This is a genomic window from Amycolatopsis sp. BJA-103 (assembly GCF_002849735.1).
Taxonomy (GTDB): domain Bacteria; phylum Actinomycetota; class Actinomycetes; order Mycobacteriales; family Pseudonocardiaceae; genus Amycolatopsis.
Genome location: NZ_CP017780.1, coordinates 936326 through 960762, shown reverse-complemented (window position 1 = coordinate 960762; position 24437 = coordinate 936326). Strand labels below are relative to the sequence as shown.

At 67.1% G+C, this 24437-nt stretch carries 22 protein-coding genes and 1 tRNA gene; 11 read left to right on the top strand and 12 right to left on the bottom strand.

Going from position 1 to position 24437, the window contains the following annotated elements; all coding sequences use genetic code 11:
* Positions 1 to 165: 165 nt before the first annotated feature.
* Together hflX and BKN51_RS04430 are read right to left on the bottom strand one after the other, a co-directional pair.
* A complete protein-coding gene (hflX, locus tag BKN51_RS04435) occupies positions 166 to 1599 on the bottom strand; it encodes a GTPase HflX (protein WP_101606401.1) in 1434 nt (477 codons plus the stop codon).
* A 43-nt stretch (positions 1600 to 1642) separates the two neighbouring features.
* Positions 1643 to 2140 (bottom strand): ArsR/SmtB family transcription factor, encoded by a 498-nt coding sequence (locus tag BKN51_RS04430; protein WP_101606400.1) that lies wholly within the window; start codon positions 2138 to 2140, stop codon positions 1643 to 1645.
* A gap of 60 nt (positions 2141 to 2200) precedes the next feature.
* Between BKN51_RS04430 and BKN51_RS04425 the strand changes: the two genes are divergently transcribed.
* Entirely contained in the window at positions 2201 to 3445 is a 1245-nt protein-coding gene (locus tag BKN51_RS04425; protein WP_101606399.1) for an MFS transporter, read from the top strand.
* Here the strand turns inward: BKN51_RS04425 and dapF are convergent.
* Genes dapF through BKN51_RS04410 form a run of 3 tightly spaced genes read right to left on the bottom strand, consistent with a single transcriptional unit; the run spans position 3442 to position 5865 of the window.
* Positions 3442 to 4269: a diaminopimelate epimerase gene (gene dapF / locus BKN51_RS04420; RefSeq protein ID WP_101606398.1), complete on the bottom strand. Its 828-nt coding sequence runs from the start codon at positions 4267 to 4269 to the stop codon at positions 3442 to 3444. The two genes, BKN51_RS04425 and dapF, sit on opposite strands and share 4 nt — an antisense overlap.
* Positions 4270 to 4279: 10 nt before the next feature.
* Entirely contained in the window at positions 4280 to 5182 is a 903-nt protein-coding gene (gene miaA, locus BKN51_RS04415) for a tRNA (adenosine(37)-N6)-dimethylallyltransferase MiaA (RefSeq protein WP_174720392.1), read from the bottom strand.
* Entirely contained in the window at positions 5179 to 5865 is a 687-nt protein-coding gene (locus BKN51_RS04410; RefSeq protein ID WP_101606397.1) for a class III extradiol dioxygenase subunit B-like domain-containing protein, read from the bottom strand. The genes miaA and BKN51_RS04410 overlap by 4 nt, the downstream gene beginning before the upstream one ends.
* Before the next feature lie 235 nt (positions 5866 to 6100).
* Here BKN51_RS04410 and BKN51_RS04405 point away from each other — a divergent pair, with 235 nt between their 5' ends.
* Positions 6101 to 7414, top strand: coding sequence for a DUF349 domain-containing protein (locus tag BKN51_RS04405; RefSeq protein WP_101606396.1), 1314 nt, complete (start codon positions 6101 to 6103; stop codon positions 7412 to 7414).
* Between the two features lie 95 nt (positions 7415 to 7509).
* On the opposite strand, the gene BKN51_RS04400 is transcribed toward BKN51_RS04405, so the two are convergent.
* Positions 7510 to 7971, bottom strand: coding sequence for an Rv2732c family membrane protein (locus BKN51_RS04400; RefSeq protein ID WP_101606395.1), 462 nt, complete (start codon positions 7969 to 7971; stop codon positions 7510 to 7512).
* Positions 7968 to 9482, bottom strand: coding sequence for a tRNA (N6-isopentenyl adenosine(37)-C2)-methylthiotransferase MiaB (gene miaB / locus BKN51_RS04395; RefSeq protein WP_174720530.1), 1515 nt, complete (start codon positions 9480 to 9482; stop codon positions 7968 to 7970). The genes BKN51_RS04400 and miaB overlap by 4 nt, the downstream gene beginning before the upstream one ends.
* A gap of 16 nt (positions 9483 to 9498) precedes the next feature.
* Here miaB and BKN51_RS04390 point away from each other — a divergent pair, with 16 nt between their 5' ends.
* Positions 9499 to 10410, top strand: coding sequence for a TAXI family TRAP transporter solute-binding subunit (locus BKN51_RS04390; RefSeq protein ID WP_101606394.1), 912 nt, complete (start codon positions 9499 to 9501; stop codon positions 10408 to 10410).
* Between the two features lie 26 nt (positions 10411 to 10436).
* Here the strand turns inward: BKN51_RS04390 and BKN51_RS04385 are convergent, their stop codons facing one another.
* Both BKN51_RS04385 and BKN51_RS04380 read right to left on the bottom strand, forming a co-directional pair.
* Positions 10437 to 11840: a sensor histidine kinase gene (locus BKN51_RS04385; RefSeq protein WP_101606393.1), complete on the bottom strand. Its 1404-nt coding sequence runs from the start codon at positions 11838 to 11840 to the stop codon at positions 10437 to 10439.
* Positions 11841 to 11844: 4 nt separating this feature from the next.
* Positions 11845 to 12534, bottom strand: coding sequence for a response regulator transcription factor (locus BKN51_RS04380; protein WP_101606392.1), 690 nt, complete (start codon positions 12532 to 12534; stop codon positions 11845 to 11847).
* Positions 12535 to 12917: 383 nt separating this feature from the next.
* Here BKN51_RS04380 and BKN51_RS04375 point away from each other — a divergent pair, with 383 nt between their 5' ends.
* The 5 genes from BKN51_RS04375 (at position 12918) to BKN51_RS04355 (ending at position 18418) form a co-directional block, all read left to right on the top strand.
* Positions 12918 to 13646, top strand: a complete 729-nt coding sequence (locus tag BKN51_RS04375) for an amino acid ABC transporter ATP-binding protein (protein ID WP_174720529.1) — start codon at positions 12918 to 12920, stop codon at positions 13644 to 13646.
* 55 nt (positions 13647 to 13701) lie between these two features.
* Entirely contained in the window at positions 13702 to 14559 is an 858-nt protein-coding gene (locus BKN51_RS04370; protein WP_168214261.1) for a glutamate ABC transporter substrate-binding protein, read from the top strand.
* Between the two features lie 83 nt (positions 14560 to 14642).
* Positions 14643 to 15338: an amino acid ABC transporter permease gene (locus tag BKN51_RS04365; RefSeq protein WP_217359061.1), complete on the top strand. Its 696-nt coding sequence runs from the start codon at positions 14643 to 14645 to the stop codon at positions 15336 to 15338.
* The gene (locus BKN51_RS04360; RefSeq protein ID WP_101606390.1) at positions 15335 to 16240 is read left to right on the top strand and encodes an amino acid ABC transporter permease; all 906 of its coding nucleotides are present in this window, start codon (positions 15335 to 15337) and stop codon (positions 16238 to 16240) included. Before BKN51_RS04365 ends, BKN51_RS04360 begins: the two co-directional genes overlap by 4 nt.
* Positions 16241 to 17974: 1734 nt before the next feature.
* Positions 17975 to 18418, top strand: coding sequence for a class I SAM-dependent methyltransferase (locus tag BKN51_RS04355; RefSeq protein WP_101606389.1), 444 nt, complete (start codon positions 17975 to 17977; stop codon positions 18416 to 18418).
* A gap of 206 nt (positions 18419 to 18624) precedes the next feature.
* Here BKN51_RS04355 and BKN51_RS04350 read toward each other — a convergent pair.
* A tRNA-Arg gene (locus BKN51_RS04350) sits at positions 18625 to 18696 on the bottom strand.
* 359 nt (positions 18697 to 19055) lie between these two features.
* Here BKN51_RS04350 and BKN51_RS04345 point away from each other — a divergent pair.
* The 3 genes from BKN51_RS04345 to BKN51_RS04335 all read left to right on the top strand — a co-directional run bounded on the left by BKN51_RS04345 (position 19056) and on the right by BKN51_RS04335 (position 21311).
* Entirely contained in the window at positions 19056 to 19526 is a 471-nt protein-coding gene (locus tag BKN51_RS04345; protein ID WP_101606388.1) for a hypothetical protein, read from the top strand.
* 15 nt (positions 19527 to 19541) lie between these two features.
* Complete coding sequence (locus BKN51_RS04340) at positions 19542 to 19952, top strand: hypothetical protein (RefSeq protein ID WP_101606387.1); 411 nt, start codon at positions 19542 to 19544, stop codon at positions 19950 to 19952.
* A 162-nt stretch (positions 19953 to 20114) separates the two neighbouring features.
* Positions 20115 to 21311 (top strand): IS30 family transposase, encoded by a 1197-nt coding sequence (locus BKN51_RS04335; RefSeq protein ID WP_442857690.1) that lies wholly within the window; start codon positions 20115 to 20117, stop codon positions 21309 to 21311.
* A gap of 419 nt (positions 21312 to 21730) precedes the next feature.
* Here BKN51_RS04335 and BKN51_RS04330 read toward each other — a convergent pair whose 3' ends face one another.
* Together BKN51_RS04330 and BKN51_RS04325 are read right to left on the bottom strand one after the other, a co-directional pair.
* Entirely contained in the window at positions 21731 to 22483 is a 753-nt protein-coding gene (locus BKN51_RS04330) for a succinate dehydrogenase/fumarate reductase iron-sulfur subunit (RefSeq protein WP_101606386.1), read from the bottom strand.
* On the bottom strand, positions 22480 to 24396 hold the full coding sequence (locus BKN51_RS04325) for a fumarate reductase/succinate dehydrogenase flavoprotein subunit (RefSeq protein WP_101606385.1): 1917 nt from the start codon (positions 24394 to 24396) through the stop codon (positions 22480 to 22482). Before BKN51_RS04325 ends, BKN51_RS04330 begins: the two co-directional genes overlap by 4 nt.
* Positions 24397 to 24437 lie beyond the last annotated feature (41 nt).

Genomic DNA, 24437 nt, shown 5'->3' with positions numbered 1-24437 from the left:
CCCCTGAAGCCCCACACTACGGAGACGTCCGGGACGGCGCGCAGTTCGGTGCGAACGCCGAGATGGGGCGGAATGTCGCGTAGGCCACGTTCAGCGAACAGCGACTCGTGAGTGGTAAAGACGGTTCTAACCGTCTTTACCACTCACGAGGTTGTACGTACTTGCTTACAGAGCCGAGCCGTCCGTCTGGAAGTCGCTCAGCGCCGCGGCCAGCTCGGGCCTGCCCCGGACGAGCAGCCGCGTGCCGGTCTCGACGTGCTCCTCTTCCAGCACCTCGCCGTCGGCGTGGGCGCGGGAGACGAGTTCGCCCCGCGAGTACGGGATCAGCGCCTCGACCATGACCTCCGGCCTCGGCAGCCGCTCCGCGATCACCTCGGCGAGTTCGGTGATCCCGGTGCCCTTCCGTGCCGACACCTGCACCGAACCGGCCATCTGGTGCCGCAACCGGACCAGCGACACCTCGTCGGCGGCGTCGGCCTTGTTGATCACCAGCAGCTCCGGCGGGAGCGGCTCGGAACGGCGCTTCGTGATCTCGGCGAGCACTTCGCGGACCGCGTTGACCTGCTCTTCCGGCGTCGGGTCGGCACCGTCGACGACGTGCACGAGCAGGTCGGCGCTCGCCGCCTCCTCCAGCGTCGAACGGAACGCGTCCACCAGCTGGTGCGGCAGGTGCCGGACGAAACCGACGGTGTCGGTCAGCGTGTAGGTGCGGCCGTCGGGCGTCTGGGCCCGGCGGGTCGTCGGATCCAGCGTGGCGAACAGCGAGTCCTCGACGAGCACTCCGGCGCCGGTCAGCGCGTTGAGCAGGCTCGACTTGCCGGCGTTGGTGTAGCCGACGATCGCGACGCTCGGTACCTCGTTGGCCACCCGCCGACCGCGTTTGGTCTCGCGGATGGTGTCCATCGCGGCGATCTCACGGCGCAGCTTCGACACGCGCTTGCTGATCCGCCGCCGGTCGGTTTCGAGCTTCGTCTCACCGGGACCACGCAGGCCCACGCCACCGTTGGCGCCGCCCGCCCGGCCACCGGCCTGCCGGGACAGCGCCGCACCCCACCCGCGAAGCCGCGGGATCAGGTACTGCAGCTGGGCCAGCTCGACCTGGGCCTTGCCCTCCTTGGAGCGGGCGTGCTGCGCGAAGATGTCGAGGATCAGGGCGGTGCGGTCGATGACCTTCACCTTGACCTTCTCCTCCAGCTGGCGCAGCTGGCCCGGCGAGAGCTCACCGTCGCAGATCACCGTGTCGGCCCCGGTGGCCGCCACGATTTCGCGCAGTTCCTTGACCTTGCCCGAGCCGATGTAGGTGGCGGGATCCGGGCGGATCCGCCGCTGCACCAGGCCTTCCAGTACCTCGGAGCCCGCTGTTTCGGCGAGCCGGGCGAGTTCGGCGAGCGAGGCCTCGGACTGGAGGGCGCTGCCCTCGGTCCACACACCGACCAGAACGACGCGCTCCAGGCGCAGCTGCCGGTATTCGACCTCGGTGACATCCGCGAGTTCGGTGGACAGGCCCGCTACCCGGCGGAGCGAGGCGCGGTCCTCGAGCTCCAATTCGCCGGTCGAAGGGTCCATGTCGTTCAGATCGTTGTGTGTCAGTTCCGTCATCGTGCCTCCATGGTCCCACGTTTCGGCGGCGGGACCGAATTCATTACCTGCTGGGATACTTCGACAGGTAGATCGCCGTCCGTTTCGCGTCCGGGTCGACCGGCCTGGTGATGAAGTCGTCGACGAGCTCCATCAGCCGTGCTTCGAACTCGGCGATCTGCTCGTCCGGTACCTGGACGACCATTCGTGTCTGTTGCACGTCGTCGAATCCCACATCGGCGATCTCGGCCAGATAGGCCTCGAAGATCGCCTGATCGATCCCCCTGTCGCGGGAATCAAGATGCCAGGACAACCCGGTCGAGCGATACGGAATTTCTTTCGCACCGCGCGTGCCGCGCCTCGGCGGGAGTGCTTCGAGGAACCCCGTGTCGACGAGTTTGCGCACATGGTGCAGCGTCGTCGCCGGGTCCCGATCGAGCCGTTCGGCGAGTTCCTTGTTGGTCAGCGCCTCGGAGTACGTCAACCGGATGATGCGCAGCCTTATTCCGGAAGCCATCGCGGCGATCTCGGCCTCGGTGGCGGCACGTCGTGGAGTGGGCACCGGGACAGCCTAGAGCGAAAGTGATTGACAGTTTCCAATCACTCGCGCCAAGGTGGCGTCGTGCGCAGAGACTCCCTCTTCTTCCACGCGGACTTCCGGCGGCTCTGGGCCGGTGACACTGCCAGTCAGGTGGGCGCGTTCGCCGGTCATACCGTGATTCCCCTGCTCGCGGCCACCGTCCTGGCCGCGACGCCGTTCCAGATGGGACTGCTGACCGCTGCCGAGACCATCGCGTTCCTGATCATCGGGCTCCCGGCCGGGGTGTGGGTGGACCGGATGCGGCGCCGCACGCTGATGCTGCGGGCCGACGTCGTCCGCGCGGTTCTGCTGCTCAGCATCCCCGTCGCCTGGTGGGCCGACGCGCTGACGCTGACACAACTCATCGTGGTCGCCACCCTCGTCGGTACCGCGACGGTGTTCTTCGACATCGCCTACCAGTCGTATCTGCCGACGCTGGTCGGCCGCGAGCATCTTCTCGAAGGCAACGCGAAGCTCCAGGCCAGCCAGTCCGTGGCGTTCCTGGCCGGTCCGGGTGTCGGGGGCGGGCTGGTGCAACTGATCGGCGCGGCCAACGCCGTGCTCGCGACCGGACTCGGTTTCCTCACCTCGGCGCTGTTCCTGCTGCGGATCCGCACTGTCGAACCGGAGCCCGAGCGGCACGAAGACACGAAGCTGCTGCCCCAGATCGTCGAGGGACTGCGGTTCGTGTTCACCGACACCACGCTGCGTTCGATCGTCGCCTGCACGGCGACGGCCAACCTGTTCAACGGCGTCTTCGTCGCGGTGGAGATCCTGTTCCTGAACCGGGAACTGGGCCTGTCCCCCGCGGCCGTCGGCCTCGTGCTCGCGACCGGCGGGGTGGGCGGGATCACGGGCGCGATCTTCGCCAACGCCATCACCCGGCGGATCGGGCAGGCCCGGTCGATCTGGCTCGTGCCGCTGGTGACCTGGCCGTTCTACCTGCTGCTACCGCTGACCGCGCCGGGCTGGCGGATCATCCTGTTCCCGGTGGCCACGATGGTCGCCGGGTTCGGGATCATCGTCTACAACGTCGCGCAGGTCTCGTACCGGCAGGCCGTGTGCCCGGACCGGCTGCTCGGCCGGATGAACGCGAGTGTGCGGTTCGTCGTCTGGGGCATGCTCCCGCTGGGCGGGTTGCTCGGCGGTGTCCTGGGTGAGGCGATCGGGATCCGGGCGACGCTGTGGGTCGCCGTGGCAGGAGAAACCGCGGCACTCCTGTGGGTCGTCTTCTCCCCGCTCCGGAAGCTCCGCGACCTTCCCACGGAACCGATCGCGGTCGGCTAACCGCCGAGCGCGACCCACCAGTCTTCGTCGAGTTCGCCGCGGGCGACGATCTCCGCCGGTCCGGTCAGCGTGGATCCGCCGCGGCGGATCTCGACGACCACCTGGCCACCGGGGATGTCGACCGTCGCCCGGCCGGCGTCGGTACCCGCGAGGTGCAGGGCGGCGGCGACCGCGGCGACCGTGCCGGTGCCGCAGGACCGTGTCTCGCCGACGCCGCGTTCGTGGACGCGCATCTTCAGCGCGTTGTCCCCCAGGAGGTTGATGAACTCGAGGTTCACGCCCTCCGGGAACACGTCGGAATCGAAGTCGGGCTGGTCACGCAGGTCCAGGTCGTCGACGTCGTCCTCGACGACGGACACCAGGTGCGGGTTGCCGACGTTGACCGCGACACCGGAGAACGGCTGCCCGGCGACCACGGTGACCGAGGTGCCGGTGATCGCCGCCGGTCCCATCTGCACGGTGACGGAGCCGTCCGCGTGCAGCTGGACCGGCCTGTCGCCGGCGCGGGTGCCGATGACGAAGTCGTGCTCGGCCACCAGCCCGGAATCGACCAGGTGGCGCACGAAGACCCGGACGCCGTTGCCGCACATCTCCGCGATGGATCCGTCGGCGTTGCGGTAGTCCATGAACCATTCGCCTGCCGACTCCACACCCAGAGCCGCCGAGCGCACGACGCGCAGCACGCCGTCGGCGCCGAGACCGCGCTGACGGTCGCACAGCGCCGCCACCCGCGCTTCGGTCAGCTCGAGGCGGCCGTCGGGGTCGGGAAGCAGCACGAAATCGTTCTGTGTGCCGTGTCCCTTAAGGAATTCGATGCCGCCCATGGGCGCAAGATTACTGGGCCGTCACTTCGAGGACGCGCTCGGCCAGCCGCTCCGAACCGCCGTCGAACCACTGGATGCGCTTGTCCCGCCGGAACCAGGAACGTTGCCTCCGCACGAACCTCCGGGTCGCCTGCGCGGTGGCCTCGGCGGCGGCCTGGAAGTCCTCGTCTCCGTCGAGGGCGGCGATCACCTGTTGGTAGCCCAAGGCCCTCGACGCGGTGAGCCCGTCGCGGAGTCCTTGGCCCAGCAGCGTCCGGACTTCGCCGACGAGTCCGGCTTCGAACATGAGCTCCACGCGGCGGTCGACGCGGGCGTCGAGTTCGGCCGGTTCGCGGTCGATGCCGATCAGCACGGTGTCGTAGCGCGCGGGCCCCGGTTTCGGCAGGTTCGCCGAGAACGGTTCGCCGGTGATCTCGATGACCTCGAGCGCGCGCACGATGCGGCGGGTGTTGGTCGGCAGGATGGCGGTGGCGGCGATCGGGTCCAGTCCGGTGAGCCGGGCGTGCATCGCGGCGACGCCGATCTCGTCGGCTTCGGCGGTCAGCCGCGCACGCACGTCCGGATCGGTGCCCGGGAACTTGAGGTCGTCGAGCACGGCCTGGACGTAGAGCCCCGACCCGCCGGTGAGGACCGGCACGCGACCGGCGGCGAGGAGGTCTTCGATGCGCTCTCGCGCGTCGCGCTGGTACGCGGCCACGGAGGCGGTCTCGGTGACGTCGAGGACGTCCAGCAGGTGATGCGGCACGCCTCGCCGCTCCTCGGCGGTCGCCTTGGCCGTCCCGATGTCCATCCCCCGGTACAACTGCAGCGCGTCGGCGTTGACCACCTCGCCCCCGAGGGTGAGGGCGAGTTCGACCGCCAGCGCGGTCTTCCCGGTCGCCGTGGGCCCGACGACCGCGACCGGCCGGATCATGCCCGCTCCCAGACCGCGACGTGGTAGCCGACGCCGTACGGCGCGGCCGAGTAGAGGACGTCGGCGGTCCAGTCGCCGTCCGCCAGTCCGGCGAGGACCTGCCAAGGCGCGCGGCCCCCTGCCCCGAGTTCGGCGGCCAAGGCCGGATCGAGTGCGGCCAGCGCGCCCGTGTCGGCCTTGGCCAGCGCGTCGCGGATCCCGGCGTCGAAACCCTCAGCGCGCTCATCCTCACCACCGGGGGAACGCGGACCGTGCCTGCTCGAACCGTCGCCGAGGACGAGCACCGCGGCGGGCTCCCCCAGCTCGCGGCCGAACAGTTCGCACTGGCTGGGAGGGGTCGCGGGGTCGACGAGATGGACTCGGACGGATGACGCGCCACCCTGCTCACGCAGCCAGCCGGCGACGAGCGCGGGCAGGGGCAGCTCCGTTTCGGGCGTTGTCACCCGGCTGAGTGAGACTCCGAGATCGACTCCGAATCCCCGGAAAGAGCCGCTCGCGTTTTCCGGTACCGCGGGCGCGCCCGCGGCCGCGCCGACGACGACCCAGTCCGGCGAAGCGCTGGTCAGGCTCCGCGCGGCGGCGAGGCAGGCTTCGCGCAGCTCGGCGCACTCGTCCGCCGCTCCGGCGGCCAGTTCGGGGATGAGCAGAGGGGGCTGCGGGAGCACGGCGACACGGCGGATCACGGCCGCCGACGTTACCTTCCCCGCCCCGAACGACCCGCAACCCACCGACACGGAGGGTCCTCCGGAAGTAGGATCACTGCCCTCGGGTGGTTCATCCGGTTCCACGGTGGACGCTGAGCTGCTTGAATGCCGCAAGGGGTTGATGCCCCCGAAGCAAGACGGCAACGCATTACCCGGCCCCGCCGCTAGGCGGGGCGCCCGCGCCAGCGGGCGTACAGGCGATAAGGAGCCTGCGATGGCCCAGGAGAACACGACCACCGGTACCCCGGCGCCGCACCCGGTGCCGCACGCGCTCGGTGGCGGGCACCCCGCACCCCCCGTGCCGCCCGCCGAGCCCAGCCCGTCCGCTTGGGGCAGGGTCGACGACGAAGGCACGGTCTACGTCACCACGCCCGACGGCGAACGCGCGGTCGGTGTCTGGCAGGCCGGGAGCCCGGACGAGGGACTGCTCCACTACGCGCGCCGGTTCGACGACCTGCGCACCGAGGTCGAGCTGCTGGAGACGCGGCTGGAGTCCGGCGCGGGCGACCCGAAGCACGCGCTGGCGACGGCGACGCAGCTGCGCGACGGGCTCGCCGAAGCCGCCGTCGTCGGCGACATCGCCGCGCTGGGCGGCCGTATCGAGCAGGTCATCGCCCACGCCGAAAAGTCGCTGGCCTCGGCCAAGCAGGAGCGGGAAGAGGCCCGCGCGGCAGCCGTCGTCCGCAAGCAGGCCCTCGCCGACGAAGCCGAGAAGCTCGCCGCCGAGTCGACCCAGTGGAAGGCCGCCGGCGACAGGCTGCGCGCCATCCTGGACGAGTGGAAGACCGTCAAGGGCGTCGACCGCAAGACCGACGACGAGCTGTGGAAGCGGTTCTCCAAGGCCCGCGAGGCGTTCAACCGGCGCCGGGGCTCGCATTTCGCCGAGCTGGACAAGCAGCGCGTGGGTGCCAAGAACCGCAAGGAAGAACTGATCGCCGAAGCCGAGTCGATCTCGGAGTCGTCGGACTGGGGCGACACGGCGGGCCGCTACAAGGACCTGATGACCGAGTGGAAGGCCGCCGGTCGCGCGCCCAAGGACAGCGACGAGGCGCTCTGGCAGCGTTTCCGCGCCGCGCAGGACAAGTTCTTCGCGCGCCGGTCTTCGGTGTTCTCCGAGCGGGACGCCGAGTTCGCGACCAACGCGCAGCAGAAGGAAGAGCTGCTCGTCGAGGCCGAGAAGATCGACCCGGCCTCGAACCTCGACGCGGCGAAGAACCACCTGCGCAAGATCCAGGAACAGTGGGACGAGATCGGCAAGGTCCCGCGCGAGCGCATCCGCGAACTGGACGGCCGCCTGAAGGCCGTGCAGGACGCGGTCAAGTCGGCCGAGGACAGCAAGTGGCGGCGGACCGACCCGGAGGCGCAGGCCAGGGCGGCGCAGTTCCGCGAGCGGGTCGCGCAGTTCGAGTCGCAGGCGGAGAAGGCCCGTGCGGCGGGCGACGAGCGTCGCGCGAAGAAGGCGGACGAGCAGGCCGCGCAGTGGCGTGAGTGGCTCGAAGCGGCTGAAGCGGCGATCGCGGACCGGTAAGCCCCAGAGCGCGCTATGAAAGGCCCGTTACTTGCAAAATTTGCAAGTAACGGGCCTTTCATAGCGTTTACGCGAGGTCGAGCGGCACCGCCGGGTCAGCTCCGCGAGAAAGCGGCACGCATCCAGTAGATGGCCAGCCCGACGGTGGCGAACCAGGCGAGGATCATCCCGAAGCCCGGACCGCCACCGGCCGCGCCGGTCGCGTGCGAGGACTGCTGGGACCAGATCGCGAGCATCCCGTCGACGGAGGCGAACCAGCCGCCCGCGGCGCAGACCCAGGCCAGCCACCAGCGCCGGGTCACCAGCGCCACGGCGGAGGCGAAAACGCCGATGCCGGTGGAGGTCACGGCGAACAGCTGCGGGATCCCGCCGCCCCTGCCGAGCAGCACCTCCCAGCCCGCGTGTTCGCCGACCCACGGCAGCAGTTGCGCGACCAGCAGCACGAACGCCAGCACCGCGATGGAGAATCCGCGCCTGCCCAGCTCGATCGTCTTGGCCGCGCGCTCGCCGACCTCGTCGATCTCCGCGGCGAGTTCGTCGATCTTCGGTTCGGTCACAGTGCACACCCGCTCACCGGTTCCGGCGTGACGGCCGGGGCACCGAAGCCCGGCAGGCCCAGCGTCACGCCGTTGGTCTTCGGCCGGAGCCCGGCCTCGGAGTTGTCGCCCGCCCTGGTGCGGCGGTGCGACAGCAGATCGCTGTCGGCGACCAGGTGGTGCGGAGCGCCGTAGGTCACCACGGTCTCGACGACGTCGCCCGGCCGCACCGAGCGGTCCACCAGCGGCCCGGCCGGCGTGAAGTGGACGAGCCTGCCGTCGCGGGCCCGGCCGCTCATACGGTGCGTCTCGCTGTCCTTGCGGCCTTCGCCGGAGGCGACGAGCAACTCGACGCGGCGTCCGACGATCTTCTTGTTCTCGTCCCAGGAGATGTCGTTCTGCAGCTTCACGAGCCGTTCGTAGCGCTCCTGCACGACCTCCTTCGGCAGCTGCCCGTCCATCTCGGCGGCGGGCGTACCGGCCCGGATCGAGTACTGGAAGGTGAACGCGGTGGAGAACCGCGCCTGCGCGACCACGTCGAGCGTGGCCTGGAAGTCTTCCTCGGTCTCGCCGGGGAAGCCGACGATGATGTCGGTGGTGATCGCGGCGTCGGGCATCGACTCGCGGACGCGGTCGAGGATCTTGAGGTAGCGCCCCGAACGGTAGGACCGCTTCATCTCGCGCAGCACGCGGTCCGAGCCGGACTGCAGCGGCATGTGCAGCTGGTGGCACACGTTCGGCGTCTCGGCCATCGCGTCGATGACGTCCTCGGTGAACGCCGCCGGATGCGGCGAGGTGAACCGGACGCGCTCCAGGCCCTCCACCGAACCGCAGGCGCGCAGCAGCTTCCCGAAGGCGAGGCGGTCGCCGAATTCGACGCCGTAGGAGTTCACGTTCTGGCCGAGCAGGGTCACTTCGAGCACGCCCTCGGCGACGAGCGCCTCGACCTCGGCCAGGACCTCGCCGGGGCGGCGGTCGCGTTCCTTGCCGCGCAGCGCCGGGACGATGCAGAAGGTGCAGGTGTTGTTGCAGCCGACCGAAATCGACACCCAGCCCGCGTACGCCGAATCGCGCTTCGCCGGCAGCGTCGAGGGGAACGTTTCGAGCGCTTCGAGGATCTCGACCTCGGCCTCGGAGTTGTGCCGTGCGCGCTCCAGCAGCGTCGGCAGCGCGCCGATGTTGTGCGTGCCGAACACGACGTCGACCCAGGGCGCGCGTTTGACGATCTCGCCGCGGTCCTTCTGCGCGAGGCAGCCGCCGACGGCGATCTGCATGTCCGGTTTCGCGGTCTTCTGCGGCCGGATGTGCCCCAGGGTGCCGTACAGCTTGTTGTCCGCGTTCTCCCGCACCGCGCAGGTGTTGAACACGATCAGGTCGGGTGTGGCCTCGCCGTCACCCGGAACGTAGCCGGCGTCCTCGAGCTGCCCGGCAAGACGTTCGGAGTCATGCACGTTCATCTGGCAGCCGAAGGTGCGGATCTGGTATGTGCGCGCGCTCATCTCGCCTTCGAGGGTACGCGGGCGGGGTTCCATGGCACGATCGACCCTCATGAGGAGACGGGGCGTGCTGGCGGCGGGACTGGCCGTGGTCTGCGTCCTGGCCACCGGGTGCGGGCCCGATCTGTCGAGGACGCGGGTGCGCATCGCGGCGGGGCTCAACGGCGGCGTCTACGACAAGCTCGCCGAGCCTCTGGCCGACGCCTGGGCCGCGGAGCTGGACGCCGAACGCCCCGAGGTCCAGGTGACCGAGGGCTCCCCGGACAACATCGCCAGGGTCCGCGCGGGCAAGGCCGATGTCGCGTTCGTGGCCGCCGACGTCGCCACCGAGAACACCGCCGGGCTGGCCGCGCTGGCCCGCGTGCACGACGACTACCTGCACGTCGTCGTGCGGGCCGACTCGTCGATCAAGTCGTTCGCGCAGCTGCGCGGGCACAAGGTCGCGATCGGTTCGCCGGACTCCGGCGTCGAGTTCCTGTCGAAGCAGTTGCTCAAGGCGTCCGGCCTGACCGGCGCGATCGACCGCCGCAACCTCGGGCTCAACGAAGCGCTGCCCGCGCTGGAGAACCGGCAGATCGACGCCGTCATCTGGTCCGGCGGCGTGCCGACGCCTTCGATCACGGAGCGGGCGAAGACGGTCGACCTGCGGCTGCTCGACATCACCGACCTCGCGGACGCCCTGCGGGCCACCAGCCCGGTGTACCGCACCGCGACCATCCCGGCGACGGCCTACGACCTGCCGGGGCCGGTGACCACGCTCGTGCTGCCGAACTTCCTGGTGGTGTCCGCCTCGATGTCGGACGACGTCGCCGAGGCGCTGGTCCGGGGGCTGTTCAAGGCACGCGACGAGCTGGGCAAGGCGGCCGGGGCCGCGCTGTCGATCGACGTCCACCCCGCCATCGAGACCTCTCCCCTGCCGCTGCACCCGGGTGCTCTGCGGTACTTCCGGTCACTCAAGGACTAGCAAGGACTAGCAAGGACTAGCAAGGACTAGCAAGGACTAGCGACCGGCAGGGTCACGGTCACTTCGAGACCACCGCCCTCGGGTGAGCCGAGCCGCAGCGAACCGTCCGAGCGGACCATGATCTCGGTGACGATCGCCAGGCCGAGGCCGGAGCCGGGCACGTTCTGATGCGCGGCACTCCGCCAGAACCGGTCCGCCGCGCGCTCCAGTTCCTCTTCGCGCAGGCCCGGTCCGTGGTCGCGGACGGCGATGTCCACCTTCCCGTCCGCGGTGGTGACGGCGACCCGCACCTCGGTTCCCGGCTCGGTGAATTTGAGCGCGTTGTCCAGCAGGGCGTCGAGCACCACTTCGAGCCCGCGCGCGGGCGTCAGCACCCGCAGGCCGCCGCCCAGTCCGGAAGAGACCAGCGTGACCTCGCGCGTCGCGCCGACCACGGTCCAGTCGGCGACCCGGGCACCGATCACCTCGTCGAGGCCGACCGGCACCAGTTCGCCGCCCGAAGCTTCGGCGCGGGCCAGTGAAAGGAGTTCGTCGAGGATCTGGTTGAGCCGCCGCGCGTCGACGACGGCGGCTTCGAGGTCGGCCGCGGCCAGGTCGTCGTCGACGTGCCCGTCGAGGTTGCCGAGCCGGATCTTCAACGCGGTCAACGGGTTCCGCAGCTGATGGGAAGCGTCGGCGACGAACGCGCGCTGCGCCGACAGCGCCTCGTCGACGCTGGCGGCCATCCGGTCGAAGGACCGTTCGAGCTGCCGCAGTTCCGGCGGACCGCCCGACTCCCCCACCCGCTCGACCTCACGGCCGCTGACCACGGCGGCGACCAGGGCACCGGTGGCGTCGTCGAGCCGTCGGACCGGGCGCAGGATCCAGCGCACCACCGGCACCGCGACCAGCAGCGCGAGCCCGAACGCCACCACCGCGCCCGCCGCGATGAGCAGCCACCACCACAAGAGGTCGGCGCGGGCCTTGTCGGTCGAGGACAGGGTGATCACCGCGCCCCGCACCTCGCCGTCGATCAGGATCGGCTCGGCCAGCACCAGCGGCTCGGTGGCCCACGGCATCAGCAGCGGGCCGGGCTCGGACCGCCGTCCCGCGAGCGCCTGCTGCAGATGCGAAGCGATGATGGGGTCCTTGAGGTCGATCTTCGTGGCTTCGGCACGCCCGCCGGCCACGGCCTCGCCGTCCTGGTCGGCGATCGCCACCGGGACCCCGTAGACCTCGGTGTAGCGGCGGAGTTCGTCCTCGACCAGGTCCGGCCGGTTCTCCACCAGCGGGCGCTGGGCCAGTGACGCGAACCGGGAGGTGTCGGTGAGGCGGTCGAGGAAGAGGTCGAGCTGCACACTGGCCGCAACGCTGAGCGCGAGCGGGATGCCGAGACCGAACACGAGCGCCGCGACCAGCGTCAGCACGATCGCCTGGAGCCGGACGCGCACCTGATCAGCCCTCTTCGGCCGGGCCGTAGGCGCCGCCGAGGCGGTACCCGACGCCGCGGACGGTCTCGATGAGCGCGGGCCTGCCCAGTTTGGTCCGCAGGGTGGCGACGTGGACGTCGAGCGAGCGGCTCTCCGCCGGACCCCGGTGCCCCCAGACCTCGCTGAGCACGTGGTCGCGGGCGCACACCGCGCCGCGAGCGGTGACCACCAGCGCGAGTACCTGGAACTCCTTGCGGGACAACGAAACCGGCTGCCCGTCGACCTGCACCTCGTGCCGTCCGATGTCGACCGAGACATCACCCGCGCGAATGACGGCCGCCGGTTCGGGCACGGCCGGGCGTTCACCCCGGCGACGGCGCACGGCCTCGACGCGGGCGACGAGCTCGTCGACGTCGTAGGGCTTCACCAGATAGTCGTCGGCGCCGGACCGCAGGCCCTGGATCCGGTCGTCGATCTCGCCCCGCGCCGAAACGACGATCACCGCGACGTCGCTGACCGCCCGGATCCGGCGGCACAGGACGATCCCGTCGATATCGGGAAGCCCCAGGTCGAGCAGCACGACGTCGACCTCGTGCACCAGCTCGAGCACCCCGGCGCCGGAGGCCAGGCGTTTGATCGTCAGGCCGCGCCGGGCCAGTGCGGGCGTCAAGGCGCCCGCGACCCGGTCGTCGTCCTCCACCAGCAGTACCCGCACCCGTGTTTTCCCTTTCACGCCGTCCCCGCACCGCGACGACTGAAGAACGACTCTATGGGGTGAGTCACCTCTCGCGCTGCCCGTACCGCTGGGCCGTCCGGCCTAGTGAGCGGCACGTCCGGTCACGATGCGTCACAGATGTCGTGTGACCCCGGTTACGGGACACCCCTGCCTTGTCTAGGCTGATCAGCGCCGGACGGAGGTGGACCGCGTCCGTCCGGTGGCTCGGAACGATACGGACTTGAAACCCTAAGTATTGGTCAAGCCGCCTTTACAAGCGGTCCGACGGGAGTAGGTTTCCGCCATCGCGTGGTGCCTGACCCCGCAGTCCCCTGCAAACGAACGCTCCTGGAGGCCAGATGACCGCGGAGGTGGCGGCGCCGATGATCAAGGCGGCCGCCGTGAACAAGTACTTCGGCGACCTGCACGTGCTCAAGGAGATCAACCTCGAGGTGCCGCGTGGGCAGGTCGTGGTCGTGCTCGGGCCGTCCGGGTCTGGCAAGTCGACGCTGTGCCGGGCGATCAACCGGCTGGAGCCCATCAACTCCGGTGAGATCGCGGTGGACGGCGTTCCGCTGCCCGCCGAAGGAAAGGCGCTGGCCGCGCTGCGCGCCGACGTCGGCATGGTGTTCCAGTCGTTCAACCTGTTCGCGCACAAGACGATCGTCGAGAACGTCATGCTCGCGCCGATGAAGGTCCGCAAGGTCAACTCGGGCGAGGCCCGCAAGACCGCGATGGACCTGCTCGAGCGCGTCGGCATCGCCAACCAGGCGGACAAGTACCCGGCGCAGCTCTCCGGCGGGCAGCAGCAGCGAGTGGCGATCGCCCGCGCGCTCGCCATGCGCCCGAAGGTGATGCTGTTCGACGAGCCGACCTCGGCACTGGACCCGGAAATGGTCCAGGAGGTCCTCGACGTGATGACCACGCTCGCGAAGGACGGGATGACGATGCTCGTCGTCACCCACGAGATGGGCTTCGCGCGGCGCGCGGCGAACCGGGTGGTGTTCATGTCCGACGGCGAGATCGTCGAGGACTCCACCCCGGACGAGTTCTTCACCAAACCGAAGACGGACCGCGCCAAGGACTTCCTCGGCAAGATCCTGACCCACTGAGGACTTCCCCGCCGGCCGGTATGGCCGGACAAGATTCGGAAGGAAACTGAGAAGAATGCGGTTGAACCGAGTTCTGCGAATGAGCGCGGCCGTCGTGGCGGCCGGCCTCGCCCTCTCCGCCTGTGGTGGCGGCGGGTCGGACGCCGGCAGCGGCTCCAGCGGCGCCAAGAACCTGGTGGCGAAGGCCAAGAACGACAAGAAGCTGACCATCGGCATCAAGTTCGACCAGCCGGGTCTCGGCCAGAAGCAGTCGGACGGCAGCTACGCCGGTTTCGACGTCGACGTGGCGAAGTACATCGCCAAGGAGCTCGGCGTCGAAGAGTCGGGGATCACCTGGAAGGAAGCGCAGTCCGCGCAGCGCGAAGACCTGATCAAGAAGGGTGAGGTCGACTTCATCGTCGCCACCTACTCGATCACCGACAAGCGCAAGAACGACGTGTCCTTCGCGGGTCCGTACTTCATCGCCCACCAGGACCTGCTGGTCCGCGCGGACTCCACCGACATCACCGGCCCGGAGTCGCTGACCGGCAACAAGAAGCTCTGCTCGGTCAAGGGTTCCACCCCGGCGCAGAACGTCAAGGAAAAGTACGCCAAGGAAGTCCAGCTCGAAGAGCGCGGCAAGTACACCGACTGCGTCACCTCGCTGCTCAACAAGACCGTCGACGCGATGACCACCGATGACGTGATCCTCGCCGGCTACGCCGCGCAGCAGCCCGGCAAGCTGAAGCTGGTCGGCAAGGGCTTCACCGACGAGAAGTACGGCGTCGGCCTGAAGAAGGACGACACCGAGAGCGTCACCGCGATCAACAACGCCATCAAGAAGATGCAGCAGGACGGCGCGTGGAAGGCCGCTCTGGAGAAGAACGTCGGCCCGTCGGGCTACAAGATCCCGGAGCCCCCGGCCATCTCCTGACCCGGCTCCGCTGAGCCGCTGAACTGAAGGAATCGAACGGTGCGCCGTGTACCGCGGCGCACCGTTCCCATACCGAGGCTGGGTTGAGCACCTTGTTCGATTTCCTCGACAATCCCAATTACGACTTGCTCGGCGCCTTCTGGATGACGATCAAGCTGACCTTCTTCTCCGCCATCGGGTCCCTGATCTGGGGGACGATCCTGGTGGGGATGCGGGTGAGCCCGGTTCCGATCATGAGGGCGTTCGGCACCGCCTACGTCAACATCTTTCGGAACACCCCGCTGACGGTGATCATCGTCTTCACGTCGCTGGGCTTGTCCTCCACCCTGGGGATCAACCTGGCTTCGGCGGATTCGACGACGTCGCTGGAGGACAACGCCTTCCGGCTCGCGATCCTCGGCTTCATCGCGTACACCGCTACGTTCGTCTGTGAATCGCTGCGGTCGGGCATCAATACCGTCCCGGTCGGCCAGGCCGAAGCGGCCCGTGCACTCGGCCTCGGCTTCCTCCAGGTGCTGACGCTGATCGTGCTGCCGCAGGCGTTCCGATCGGTGATCGCGCCGCTGACCAACGTCATGATCGCCCTGCTGAAGAACACCACGGTCGCTTCGATCATCGGTGTCGCCGAGGCCTCGCTGCTGATGTCGGACATGATCGAGAACGAGTCCGACTCACTGCTCCTGGTCTTCCTCATCTTCGCCGTCGGGTTCGTGATCCTGGTCCTCCCCCTCGGCCTGCTGCTGGGCTGGGTCGCCAAGAAGGTCGAGGTCAAGCGATGAGCACGCAAGCTGTCCTTTACGACGCCCCCGGTCCGAAGGCGCGGGCGCGAAACTGGCTCTACAGCGTTCTTTTCGTGCTCGTCCTGGCGCTGGTGATCTACCTCGTCTACACCGGTTTCGACGAGAAGAGCCAGTGGGCAGGCGCGCTCTGGAAGCCTTTCGTCGACGGTGCGACGTGGACGCAGTTCCTGCTTCCCGGCTTGCTCAACACGCTGAAGGCGGCCGGACTCTCGATCGTGATCGCGCTGCCGATCGGTGCGCTGCTGGGCATCGGCCGGCTGTCCGAGCACAAGTGGATCCGGGTCCCGGTCAGCGCGATCGTCGAGTTCTTCCGGGCGATCCCGGTGCTGCTGCTGATGGTCTTCGCCGCCGCGTTCTACTCGTTCTACACGGGCATCGACGCTGAGATCCGCCCGCTGTTCGCTGCGGTGACCGGTCTGGTGCTCTACAACGGTTCGGTCATGGCCGAGGTGTTCCGGGCGGGCATCCTGGCCCTGCCCAGGGGGCAGGCGGAGGCGTCGTCCGCGCTGGGCCTGCGCAAGACCCAGACGATGATCAACGTCTTGCTTCCGCAGGCCGTCACGCTGATGCTGCCCGCGTTGGTCAGCCAGCTGGTCGTCATCCTGAAGGACACCGCGCTTGCCGGTCAGCTGACCATCGGCTTCGACGAGCTGATCCGGGCTTCCGGACCGCTCACCGGTCTCTACGGCAACACGATCCCGACGCTGATCGTGGTCGCGATCATCTTCATCGTGCTGAACCTGCTCCTGACCAAGCTGGCGAGCTGGCTGGAGAACAAGCTGGCACGAAGGAAGAAGGCTCCTCGCGGCGCCAAGCCGGTCCATGAGGCTCCGGCCTCAGTCGTCGACGCGACTGACTTCAACACCGGCCGCAGCCTCTAGAGCACTGGCCTGTCAAGGTCCTTTCCCTGCACTGATCGCAGGGAAAGGACCTTTTTATTTTGACACCCAGCAAATCGGCGTAACGCAAAATCAGTTCTCGGCGATGCCGAGCACTGAACCGTCAACGGAGGGGTGAGCGGGTAGCGCTTACGTTGACATCGATCACGGATCAGGCGTCGTATTTATTCCGCCACTAGTCCGATTAGTCCCACCAGGGCAAAACACCGTGGCCCAATTTCCAGCATGGGTCCACCCCCCATTGCGAACCAATTTCTGCCCCCCTAGGATTACCTGACAGAATACGACCGCTTGATACTTTCCAGTTCCAGAATCACACTTCGCCCGCCAGCCATTGCCAATCTCGGAAGGGCCATCCGTGCAATTTTCAGGCCAGGTTTCAGGAGAAACAATCGCACCACCTGAAGACGGTGCGCCAATTGCACCGCCCGGGGCCGCAACAAAAGTCAAACCTGTCATCAATACAACAGTCAAATAGTTTGCAAATCTCTTACCCGTAACACTATTTCCCATAGCTAAATGAGCCCTTTCAATGAGCCTCATCCCATCCACGTCAGGGCGCCAGGATCTCTACAGATAAAGCTTTCACGGTGACGTAGGGGTCGTATTGATACCCGAGGACTCCACATATGAATACCCCTGACAGTATGCCATCGAAATCCCACCCTTCCCTTCCCAGGTGCCAAAAAAGAAGGCAGTCTTTCCGGTGTCCCTGAATTTGCAGATAGCGATCGCCTGATAGAATCCGCCGTTAGGGTTCCGGCAATATGCGCCAGTCTGGTAAGTATTTACCACTTCGTCGCGGCAATCACTGGGCCAGCCCATCAACTGAACGCCCCCGGCTACCGAGATCACCGACTCCGCGGACACAGAAGCAGCAGCAACCGGGACACTTAACCCAAAGATAGACGCACTCAAGGCAGCAATAGCAAGCAGAGATCTCTTCATTTGACTCCTATGCTTAACATTGTCTCCATAGCAGACATAATCACGTCCACCGTCCGCCTAAACTTCACTGCGCAGGCTACATGTGAAATCACACATCAAAGGCGCCATCGCATTACCCTATGACAAAGACGGCAAATGAATAACTTTCCCCACTCTATAAAATAACAAGAAAAATCAAACCGAGAAGAAGGCAGAAGATTTCCTGAGCAACCATGCTCACAGCTGCAATTTCCTCCCCTTCACGCAACAACATCAACTTACAATAATACTTTCCAACCAGGTAAGCCGCCAATCGGGTGACCCCTTTATGATTGACCAGGAATGGCTAGGCCATAAGAATCCCCACACTATTCGCATCAAAGATCGAAGTCCTATCCGGAAAATCGTAGGAGGGAAGATGCAAATCGGCGATATCCGTTAATTGCATCTAAACAACGACTCCGCCGACGAGCACTGGCCACGTCGGCAGCCTTCGTGTCAGCATCCGAGCGCGGATGCTCCCCTAACCCACCTTGCCCAAGCCCCAGTTGATGACCTCAAAGAGGACAAGACCGCCACACTGGGCAGGCCGACTATCAGCTTGATGACCCACCGATTAGCCCTGTCAGTGGCCGTAGCTCTAGCGCGATCCCGAGTCGGTCGCTGTAGCTCTCCCAGACATGAAGGCCCCCTTCCTTGCGCCTAGCTACAGGAAGGGGCCTTCATGTACTCCGGGATAGGCCTGTTGGTCCTGTCGGGACAGCGGTCCGGTCGACTAGCGTCGGCCGTATGGCGGACCAGGCCGCGACGCTGCTCGAAGCGCTGCCGGATCTGGCGGGCAGGTCGGTTCTGGTCGTCGGGTGCGGCGATGGCCGCTATCCGCGACTGTTCCGCGCCGAGGGCGCCCGCCGCGTGGTCGGGGTCGACGCGGACCAGGTGCTGATCGCGGTCGCCCAGCGCGAAGAGGAACGGAATCCCGCCGGGATCTCCTACGAGGTCCATCAGCCCGTCCGACTGCCGGTGATGGGGACCTTCGACATCGTGACGGCGTTCCTGGACTCTCCCGATCCCCTCGGCCGTATCGCCGCGAGTCTCGCTCCCGGCGGGCTGCTCGTGGTCATCGCCACGAACGGGCTGTCCCTAGAAGAAAGCTTACGAGACAACGGTTTCCAGGACATCGTGCTGCATCGCCACGAAAGCGGCGACGTGCACAGCGCCCGCAAGGCGTCCTGAGTCGCGCACCCTGGTGTCGAGCCAGGCTGGCCGGGGCTATGAATCCCGGCCGGTCGCCGGACCGTGCGCGTTCTGGCGGCGCGGAACGCACGGACCCCACACCGCCGCACCGGTACGACGGAACAGGTCTCCCCGCCGTGCCGGGGGTTTGGCCTGGAACACGCCTCCGGCGCACACTGCGCACCGGAGGCGTTTCGTTCCAGAAGCACCCCTGCCAGGAATCGAACCTGGACCCCGGCATTCGTAGTGCCGTGCTCTTTCCGTTGAGCTACAAGGGTTCACATACAATAAGAAAACCGCCCGATTCGGTTTCCCGAAGGGCGGCTCCACTGGCTCGTCGTCGTGTCACGACGACGGCGGGGAGCCGTCTTTTTCCGGCATGCCGAGGCGAGCCGGACATGCGTCGGCAACCTCGCGTCGCCACATCATGTTCGTCATTCACGCTCCCTCGATCGGTGTATGAGCTCATCTTCCGCGACCACACGATCGTGGTCAATTTCTTTTCGCCCGAACGAAGGACCAGGTCAAGAGCCTGATTGCAACCCGTTAACCTGAATGCTACGTTTTTGGTGATCGATTGTCGAAGCGCAGGGGGCGCTGGATGAGAGTCGACGATCCCCTGGGGAGGGACGCATTCATGAAAGCCATTCGCAAGACGGCGGGAATCGCTGTCACCGCCGGAATACTGGCGACTTTGTTCCTGACACCACCGGCCTATGCCGACACGGACACGCCCTTCGGCAAGGGCAATTGTTCGGGCCGGTTGCAGGGATTCACCACGTCCGATCAGTCCGGTTCCTGGGAACAGCTCAACGTTTCTTCCGGCTGTAACGCGAACGAGCCGCTCGTATTGCAGCTCCAGACCGAACTGCTCTTCTACGGCATCGCCAGCAACGGGAGCCGGACCGAGTTCGTCGGGCCGACCACGGGCAACCACCTGGTCAAGGGCCCGCCGAACGCGCGGCAAATGCTCGCCCAGGCCAGCGCGCCGCCCACCGGTTTCGACCAGTACTGCGCCTCCGCGACGGTCTATTACAGCGGCGTCGCCGGCGACCCGTCGGGCGGCGGGACACTCACCCAGGATTCCGGCGTCGTCTGCTGGAGCTGACGGGAAGAGGTTGTGATGAACAAGAAGTCCTGGCTGCTCGCCGGTGCGGCGAGCCTGGCCCTCACCTCGGTTCCCGCTGTCGCCGAGGCCGGCTTCCCGGCCTGCTGGGGTCAGCTGAACATCGCGGGCCGCGATCTCGGCAGCGCCATCGAATGGGGCGGGCTGTACACCTGTCAGCCGGTCATCGGCGGCGACTACGACGCGGACTGGAACGTCTCCTCGGACGGCGTCGTGATCCGGTCCGGGAAGTTCCAGCCCGCCATCAACGACACGCAGACGGCGTTCCCGGTCACCTACGTGAATCTGCCGAATCCGGCGCCGCTCGTCTCCAAGCACGTCAAGGTGTCGGTGACGTTCAACGCGGCGCCGCCGTCGAAGGCGTCCCTGTCGACGGAACGGGACGTCACCTACGACCCGAACGGCTAAACCTATGGAGGGCGGGGTCGGGTGGGTCGTGAGTGGCGATTCGGGTCAGAGCCAAAGATGTCTTAGATACCTACGGCGGGTGAGTCGGGGGTCGCGGTGTCCGTGAAGGCCTCTTGGGTTCATGGGGTGGTTGCAATGCTCTGAGGTGGGTGGGTGTTGCGGGTGCTGGGTGTTGGGGAGTTGCCGCGTGAGGTGAAGGTCGGGTTCTGGGGGTTGGTGCGGGCTGGGTTGCCGGCGAAGCCGGCGGCCCAGGTGCTCGGGATCGGTCATACGACGTGTTCACGGTGGTTCCGTGAGGCTGGCGGGGTGATGAGCAACGCACCCCGCTTGTTGTCGGACCGGTTCCTGTCGCTGGCCGAACGCGAGGAGATCATGGTTCTGCGGGCGCGGGGTGAGTCCCAGGCGGAGATCGGCAGGATTCTCGGGCGGAGCGCTGGGACGATCTCTCGGGAGCTGGCCCGTAACACCGTGGCGGGTCGGGAGTATCGGGCCAGCGTGGCCCAGGCCGCGGCGGCGCGGCGAGCGAAGCGGCCGAAGGTCGCCAAACTCGCCGTCGACGGTCACCTGCGGGACCTGGTGCAGGACGGGTTGTTGCAGAAATGGTCTCCTCAGCAGGTCAGTAAAGTCTTGCGGGAGAACTACGCGGACCACCCGGAGTTACAGGTGTCGCACGAAACGATCTACCAAGCGCTCTACGTGCAATCCCGCGGCGCGCTGCGCCGTGAGCTCACCGCATGTCTGCGGACCGGGCGGGCGTTGCGTAAACCGCAGCGTCAGGCTCAGGTGCGCAGGGAACGGGCGCCGGGACGGATCCAGGGGATGGTCAACATCTCCGAGCGTCCCGCCGAGGTTGAGGACCGGGCGGTGCCGGGACACTGGGAAGGTGATCTGATCTGCGGGACCGGGCACGGTTCGGCGATCGGGACGCTGGTGGAGCGCACCACCCGGTTCGTGATGTTGCTGCACTTGCCCGACGGGCGTGACGCGGCGACGGTGGCCGAGGCGATGGCGGCGATGATCGCGACTCTGCCCGAGTCGATGATGGCGTCGCTGACGTGGGATCAGGGCAAGGAAATGGCTCACCACACCAGGATCACCGCGGAGACCGGGGTGCAGGTCTACTTCGCTGATCCGCACTCGCCGTGGCAGCGGGGGACCAACGAGAACACCAACGGGTTGCTGCGGCAGTACTTTCCCAAGAGAACCGACCTCTCGGTCTATTCCGCGGAGTACCTCGCCGCGGCCGCCGCACAGCTCAACGAACGACCGCGTAAGACACTCGGCTGGCTAACACCAGCCGAGTGCCTGCGGCGGCTACTCTTCCCAGACGAAACAACCAGCATTGCAACCACCAGTTGAATCCGCCACTCCTTGAGGGACCCAGGGTCCCTCAAAGTTCCCCTCACCCGATCTGGAACAACCCTCCAGCCCCAGCAACCCCACCGATCCCGGCGACGGCGTGTGAAGGCCCCCTTCCCTCGGTTCAGCCGAGGAAACTCGACCTTCACACCTTCCCCCACTACATGAAGGACCCCTTCACTGCGCCTAGCGCAAGGAAGGGGGCCTTCACGTACAACAGGGCGACCAGAGTGCCGAAACGTGGTCGGCCAGATAGGTCGTGAGTGGCGATTCGGGTTAGAACCCGAATCGCCACTCACGACCACCTTGACCCAGCCGCTGCCGCCGCTCGGCTGTCCTGAAGGCCACCTTTGAGACGATCAACGTCCCCAAGGTGGCCTTCAGGACATGGGAGCAGGCACGCCCCTCACGAGGCCGGTCTACTGGTCCCGCCGGAAAAGCTTGTTCCCCAGCCACACGATGGGGTCGTACTTCCGGTCCGCAACGCGTTCCTTCATCGGGATCAGCGCGTTGTCGGTGATGTGGATGCCCTCCGGGCACACGTCCGAGCAGCACTTGGTGATGTTGCAGTAGCCGAGCCCGTGTTCTTCCTGCGCCTCGTCACGCCGGTCGGCGACGTCGAGGGGATGCATCTCGAGTTCGGCGATGCGCATCAGGTACCGAGGCCCGGCGAAGGACTCCTTGTTCTCCTCGTGGTCACGCACCACGTGGCAGGTGTTCTGGCACAGGAAGCACTCGATGCACTTGCGGAACTCCTGCGAGCGCTCCACGTCGATCTGCTGCATCCGGTACTCCCCCGGCTTCAGCTCCGGGGGCGGGGTGAACGACGGGATCTCCCGGGCCTTGGTGTAGTTGAACGACACGTCGGTCACCAGGTCGCGGATCACCGGGAACGTCCGCATCGGCGTCACGGTGATGACCTCGTCCTCGGTGAAGGTCGACATCCGGGTCATGCACAGCAGCCGCGGCTTGCCGTTGATCTCGGCCGAGCACGATCCGCATTTGCCCGCCTTGCAGTTCCACCGCACCGCCAGATCCGAGGCCTGGGTGGCCTGCAACCGGTGGATGATGTCGAGGACGACCTCGCCTTCGTTGACCTCGACGGTGTAGTCCTGCAGATCGCCGGAGTCCGCGTCGCCGCGCCAGACCCGGAAACTCGCCTTGTAGCTCATGCCGGACCCCCGGGGTGCGAAGTCAGTTCTTCGTCGGTGTAGTACTTCCCGAGCTCGGACAGTTCGAACAGCTCCAGCAGGTCCTGCCGCAGCGGGGTCTGTGCCTTGACCTCGATGCCGATCTCCGGCACCACCGGGTTGTCACCGGGTGCGGCCGAGCAGACCAGGAGTTTGTTGCGCCACTGGGCGTCCATGCCCGGATGGTCGTCGCGTGTGTGCCCGCCGCGGCTTTCGGTCCGCAGCAGCGCGGCCCGCGCCACGCATTCGCTGACCATCAGCATGTTCCGCAGGTCGACGGCGAGGTGCCAGCCGGGGTTGAACTGCCGGTGCCCTTCGACGGTGACCCGCTTGATCCGCCCGCGCAGTTCCCCGAGCTTCTCCAGCGCCCGCTCGATCTCCTCCGACTTGCGGATGATGCCGACCAGATCGTTCATCGACTGCTGCAGTTCGGTGTGCAGGCTGTACGGGTTCTCCTCGACGCCGTCGCCCGGCGGGTCGAACGGCGCGAGCGCCATCGCCGCGGCGGCGTCCACATCGGACTGATCGACCTTGGGGCGGTCCGTCAGGTCCGCGACGTAGGACGCGGCACCGAGTCCCGCGCGGCGGCCGAAGACGAGCAGATCCGAAAGCGAGTTCCCGCCGAGCCGGTTCGACCCGTGCATCCCGCCCGAGCACTCGCCCGCGGCGAACAGCCCCGGCACGCTCGACGACGCGGTGTCCGGGTCGACCTCGATCCCGCCCATCACGTAGTGACAGGTCGGGCCGACCTCCATCGGTTCCTTCGTGATGTCGACGTCGGCGAGTTCCTTGAACTGGTGGTACATCGACGGCAGCCGTTTGCGGATCTCCTCCGCGGGCAGCCTGCTGGCGATGTCGAGGAAGACCCCGCCGTGCGGCGATCCCCGGCCCGCCTTGACCTCGGAGTTGATCGCGCGCGCCACTTCGTCGCGTGGCAGCAGGTCCGGGGTGCGCCGGTTCTTCTCCTGGTCGGTGTACCAGCGATCGGCTTCGTCCTCGCTGTCCGCGTACTGCCCCTTGAACACGTCGGGGACGTACTCGAACATGAACCGTTTGTCCTCGGTGTTCTTGAGGACACCACCGTCGCCGCGGACACCTTCGGTGACGAGGATCCCCTTCACACTCGGCGGCCAGACCATGCCCGTCGGGTGGAACTGGACGAACTCCATGTTGATGAGCGTCGCCCCGGCCCGCAGCGCCAGCGCGTGCCCGTCACCGGTGTACTCCCACGAGTTCGAGGTGACCTTGAACGACTTCCCGATACCGCCGGTGGCCAGCACCACCGCCGGCGTCTCGAACAGGATGAACCGGCCGCTCTCGCGCCAGTACCCGAAAGCGCCCGAGATCCGGCCGTCCTCGGTCAACAGCTCGGTGATCGTGCATTCGGCGAAGACCTTGATCCTCGCCTCGTAGTCGCCGGTCTCCTTGAAGTCCTCTTGTTGCAGCGAAACGATCTTCTGCTGCATCGTGCGGATCAGTTCGAGCCCGGTACGGTCGCCGACGTGCGCGAGCCGCGGGTACGTGTGCCCGCCGAAGTTGCGCTGGCTGATCCGGCCGTCGGCGGTGCGGTCGAACAGCGCGCCGTAGGTCTCCAGTTCCCAGACCCGGTCCGGCGCCTCCCTGGCGTGGAGTTCGGCCATCCGCCAGTTGTTGAGGAACTTCCCACCACGCATGGTGTCGCGGAAGTGCACCTGCCAGTTGTCGTTCGAGTTCGCGTTGCCCATCGACGCCGCGCAGCCGCCTTCGGCCATCACCGTGTGCGCCTTGCCGAACAGCGATTTGCACACCACCGCGACGCTGAAGCCGCGTTCACGGGCTTCGATGACCGCGCGGAGACCGGCACCGCCGGCACCGATCACCACCACGTCGTAGTTGAGCCGTTCGACCTCGGTCATAGAAAGAGCCACCTCAAAGCTTGTCGCCGGGGACGGGAGAT

What these genes read in the sequence shown, in the direction of transcription:
- hflX (WP_101606401.1), bottom strand. Translation starts at nt 1,599, where the DNA reads ATGACGGAACTGACACACAACGATCTGAACGACATGGACCCTTCGACC.
- dapF (WP_101606398.1), bottom strand. Translation starts at nt 4,269, where the DNA reads ATGGGCGGCATCGAATTCCTTAAGGGACACGGCACACAGAACGATTTC.
- miaA (WP_174720392.1), bottom strand. Translation starts at nt 5,182, where the DNA reads ATGATCCGGCCGGTCGCGGTCGTCGGGCCCACGGCGACCGGGAAGACC.
- BKN51_RS04405 (WP_101606396.1), top strand. Translation starts at nt 6,101, where the DNA reads ATGGCCCAGGAGAACACGACCACCGGTACCCCGGCGCCGCACCCGGTG.
- miaB (WP_174720530.1), bottom strand. Translation starts at nt 9,482, where the DNA reads ATGGAACCCCGCCCGCGTACCCTCGAAGGCGAGATGAGCGCGCGCACA.
- BKN51_RS04390 (WP_101606394.1), top strand. Translation starts at nt 9,499, where the DNA reads ATGAGGAGACGGGGCGTGCTGGCGGCGGGACTGGCCGTGGTCTGCGTC.
- BKN51_RS04375 (WP_174720529.1), top strand. Translation starts at nt 12,918, where the DNA reads ATGATCAAGGCGGCCGCCGTGAACAAGTACTTCGGCGACCTGCACGTG.
- BKN51_RS04370 (WP_168214261.1), top strand. Translation starts at nt 13,702, where the DNA reads ATGCGGTTGAACCGAGTTCTGCGAATGAGCGCGGCCGTCGTGGCGGCC.
- BKN51_RS04360 (WP_101606390.1), top strand. Translation starts at nt 15,335, where the DNA reads ATGAGCACGCAAGCTGTCCTTTACGACGCCCCCGGTCCGAAGGCGCGG.
- BKN51_RS04355 (WP_101606389.1), top strand. Translation starts at nt 17,975, where the DNA reads ATGGCGGACCAGGCCGCGACGCTGCTCGAAGCGCTGCCGGATCTGGCG.
- BKN51_RS04345 (WP_101606388.1), top strand. Translation starts at nt 19,056, where the DNA reads ATGAAAGCCATTCGCAAGACGGCGGGAATCGCTGTCACCGCCGGAATA.
- BKN51_RS04340 (WP_101606387.1), top strand. Translation starts at nt 19,542, where the DNA reads ATGAACAAGAAGTCCTGGCTGCTCGCCGGTGCGGCGAGCCTGGCCCTC.
- BKN51_RS04330 (WP_101606386.1), bottom strand. Translation starts at nt 22,483, where the DNA reads ATGAGCTACAAGGCGAGTTTCCGGGTCTGGCGCGGCGACGCGGACTCC.
- BKN51_RS04325 (WP_101606385.1), bottom strand. Translation starts at nt 24,396, where the DNA reads ATGACCGAGGTCGAACGGCTCAACTACGACGTGGTGGTGATCGGTGCC.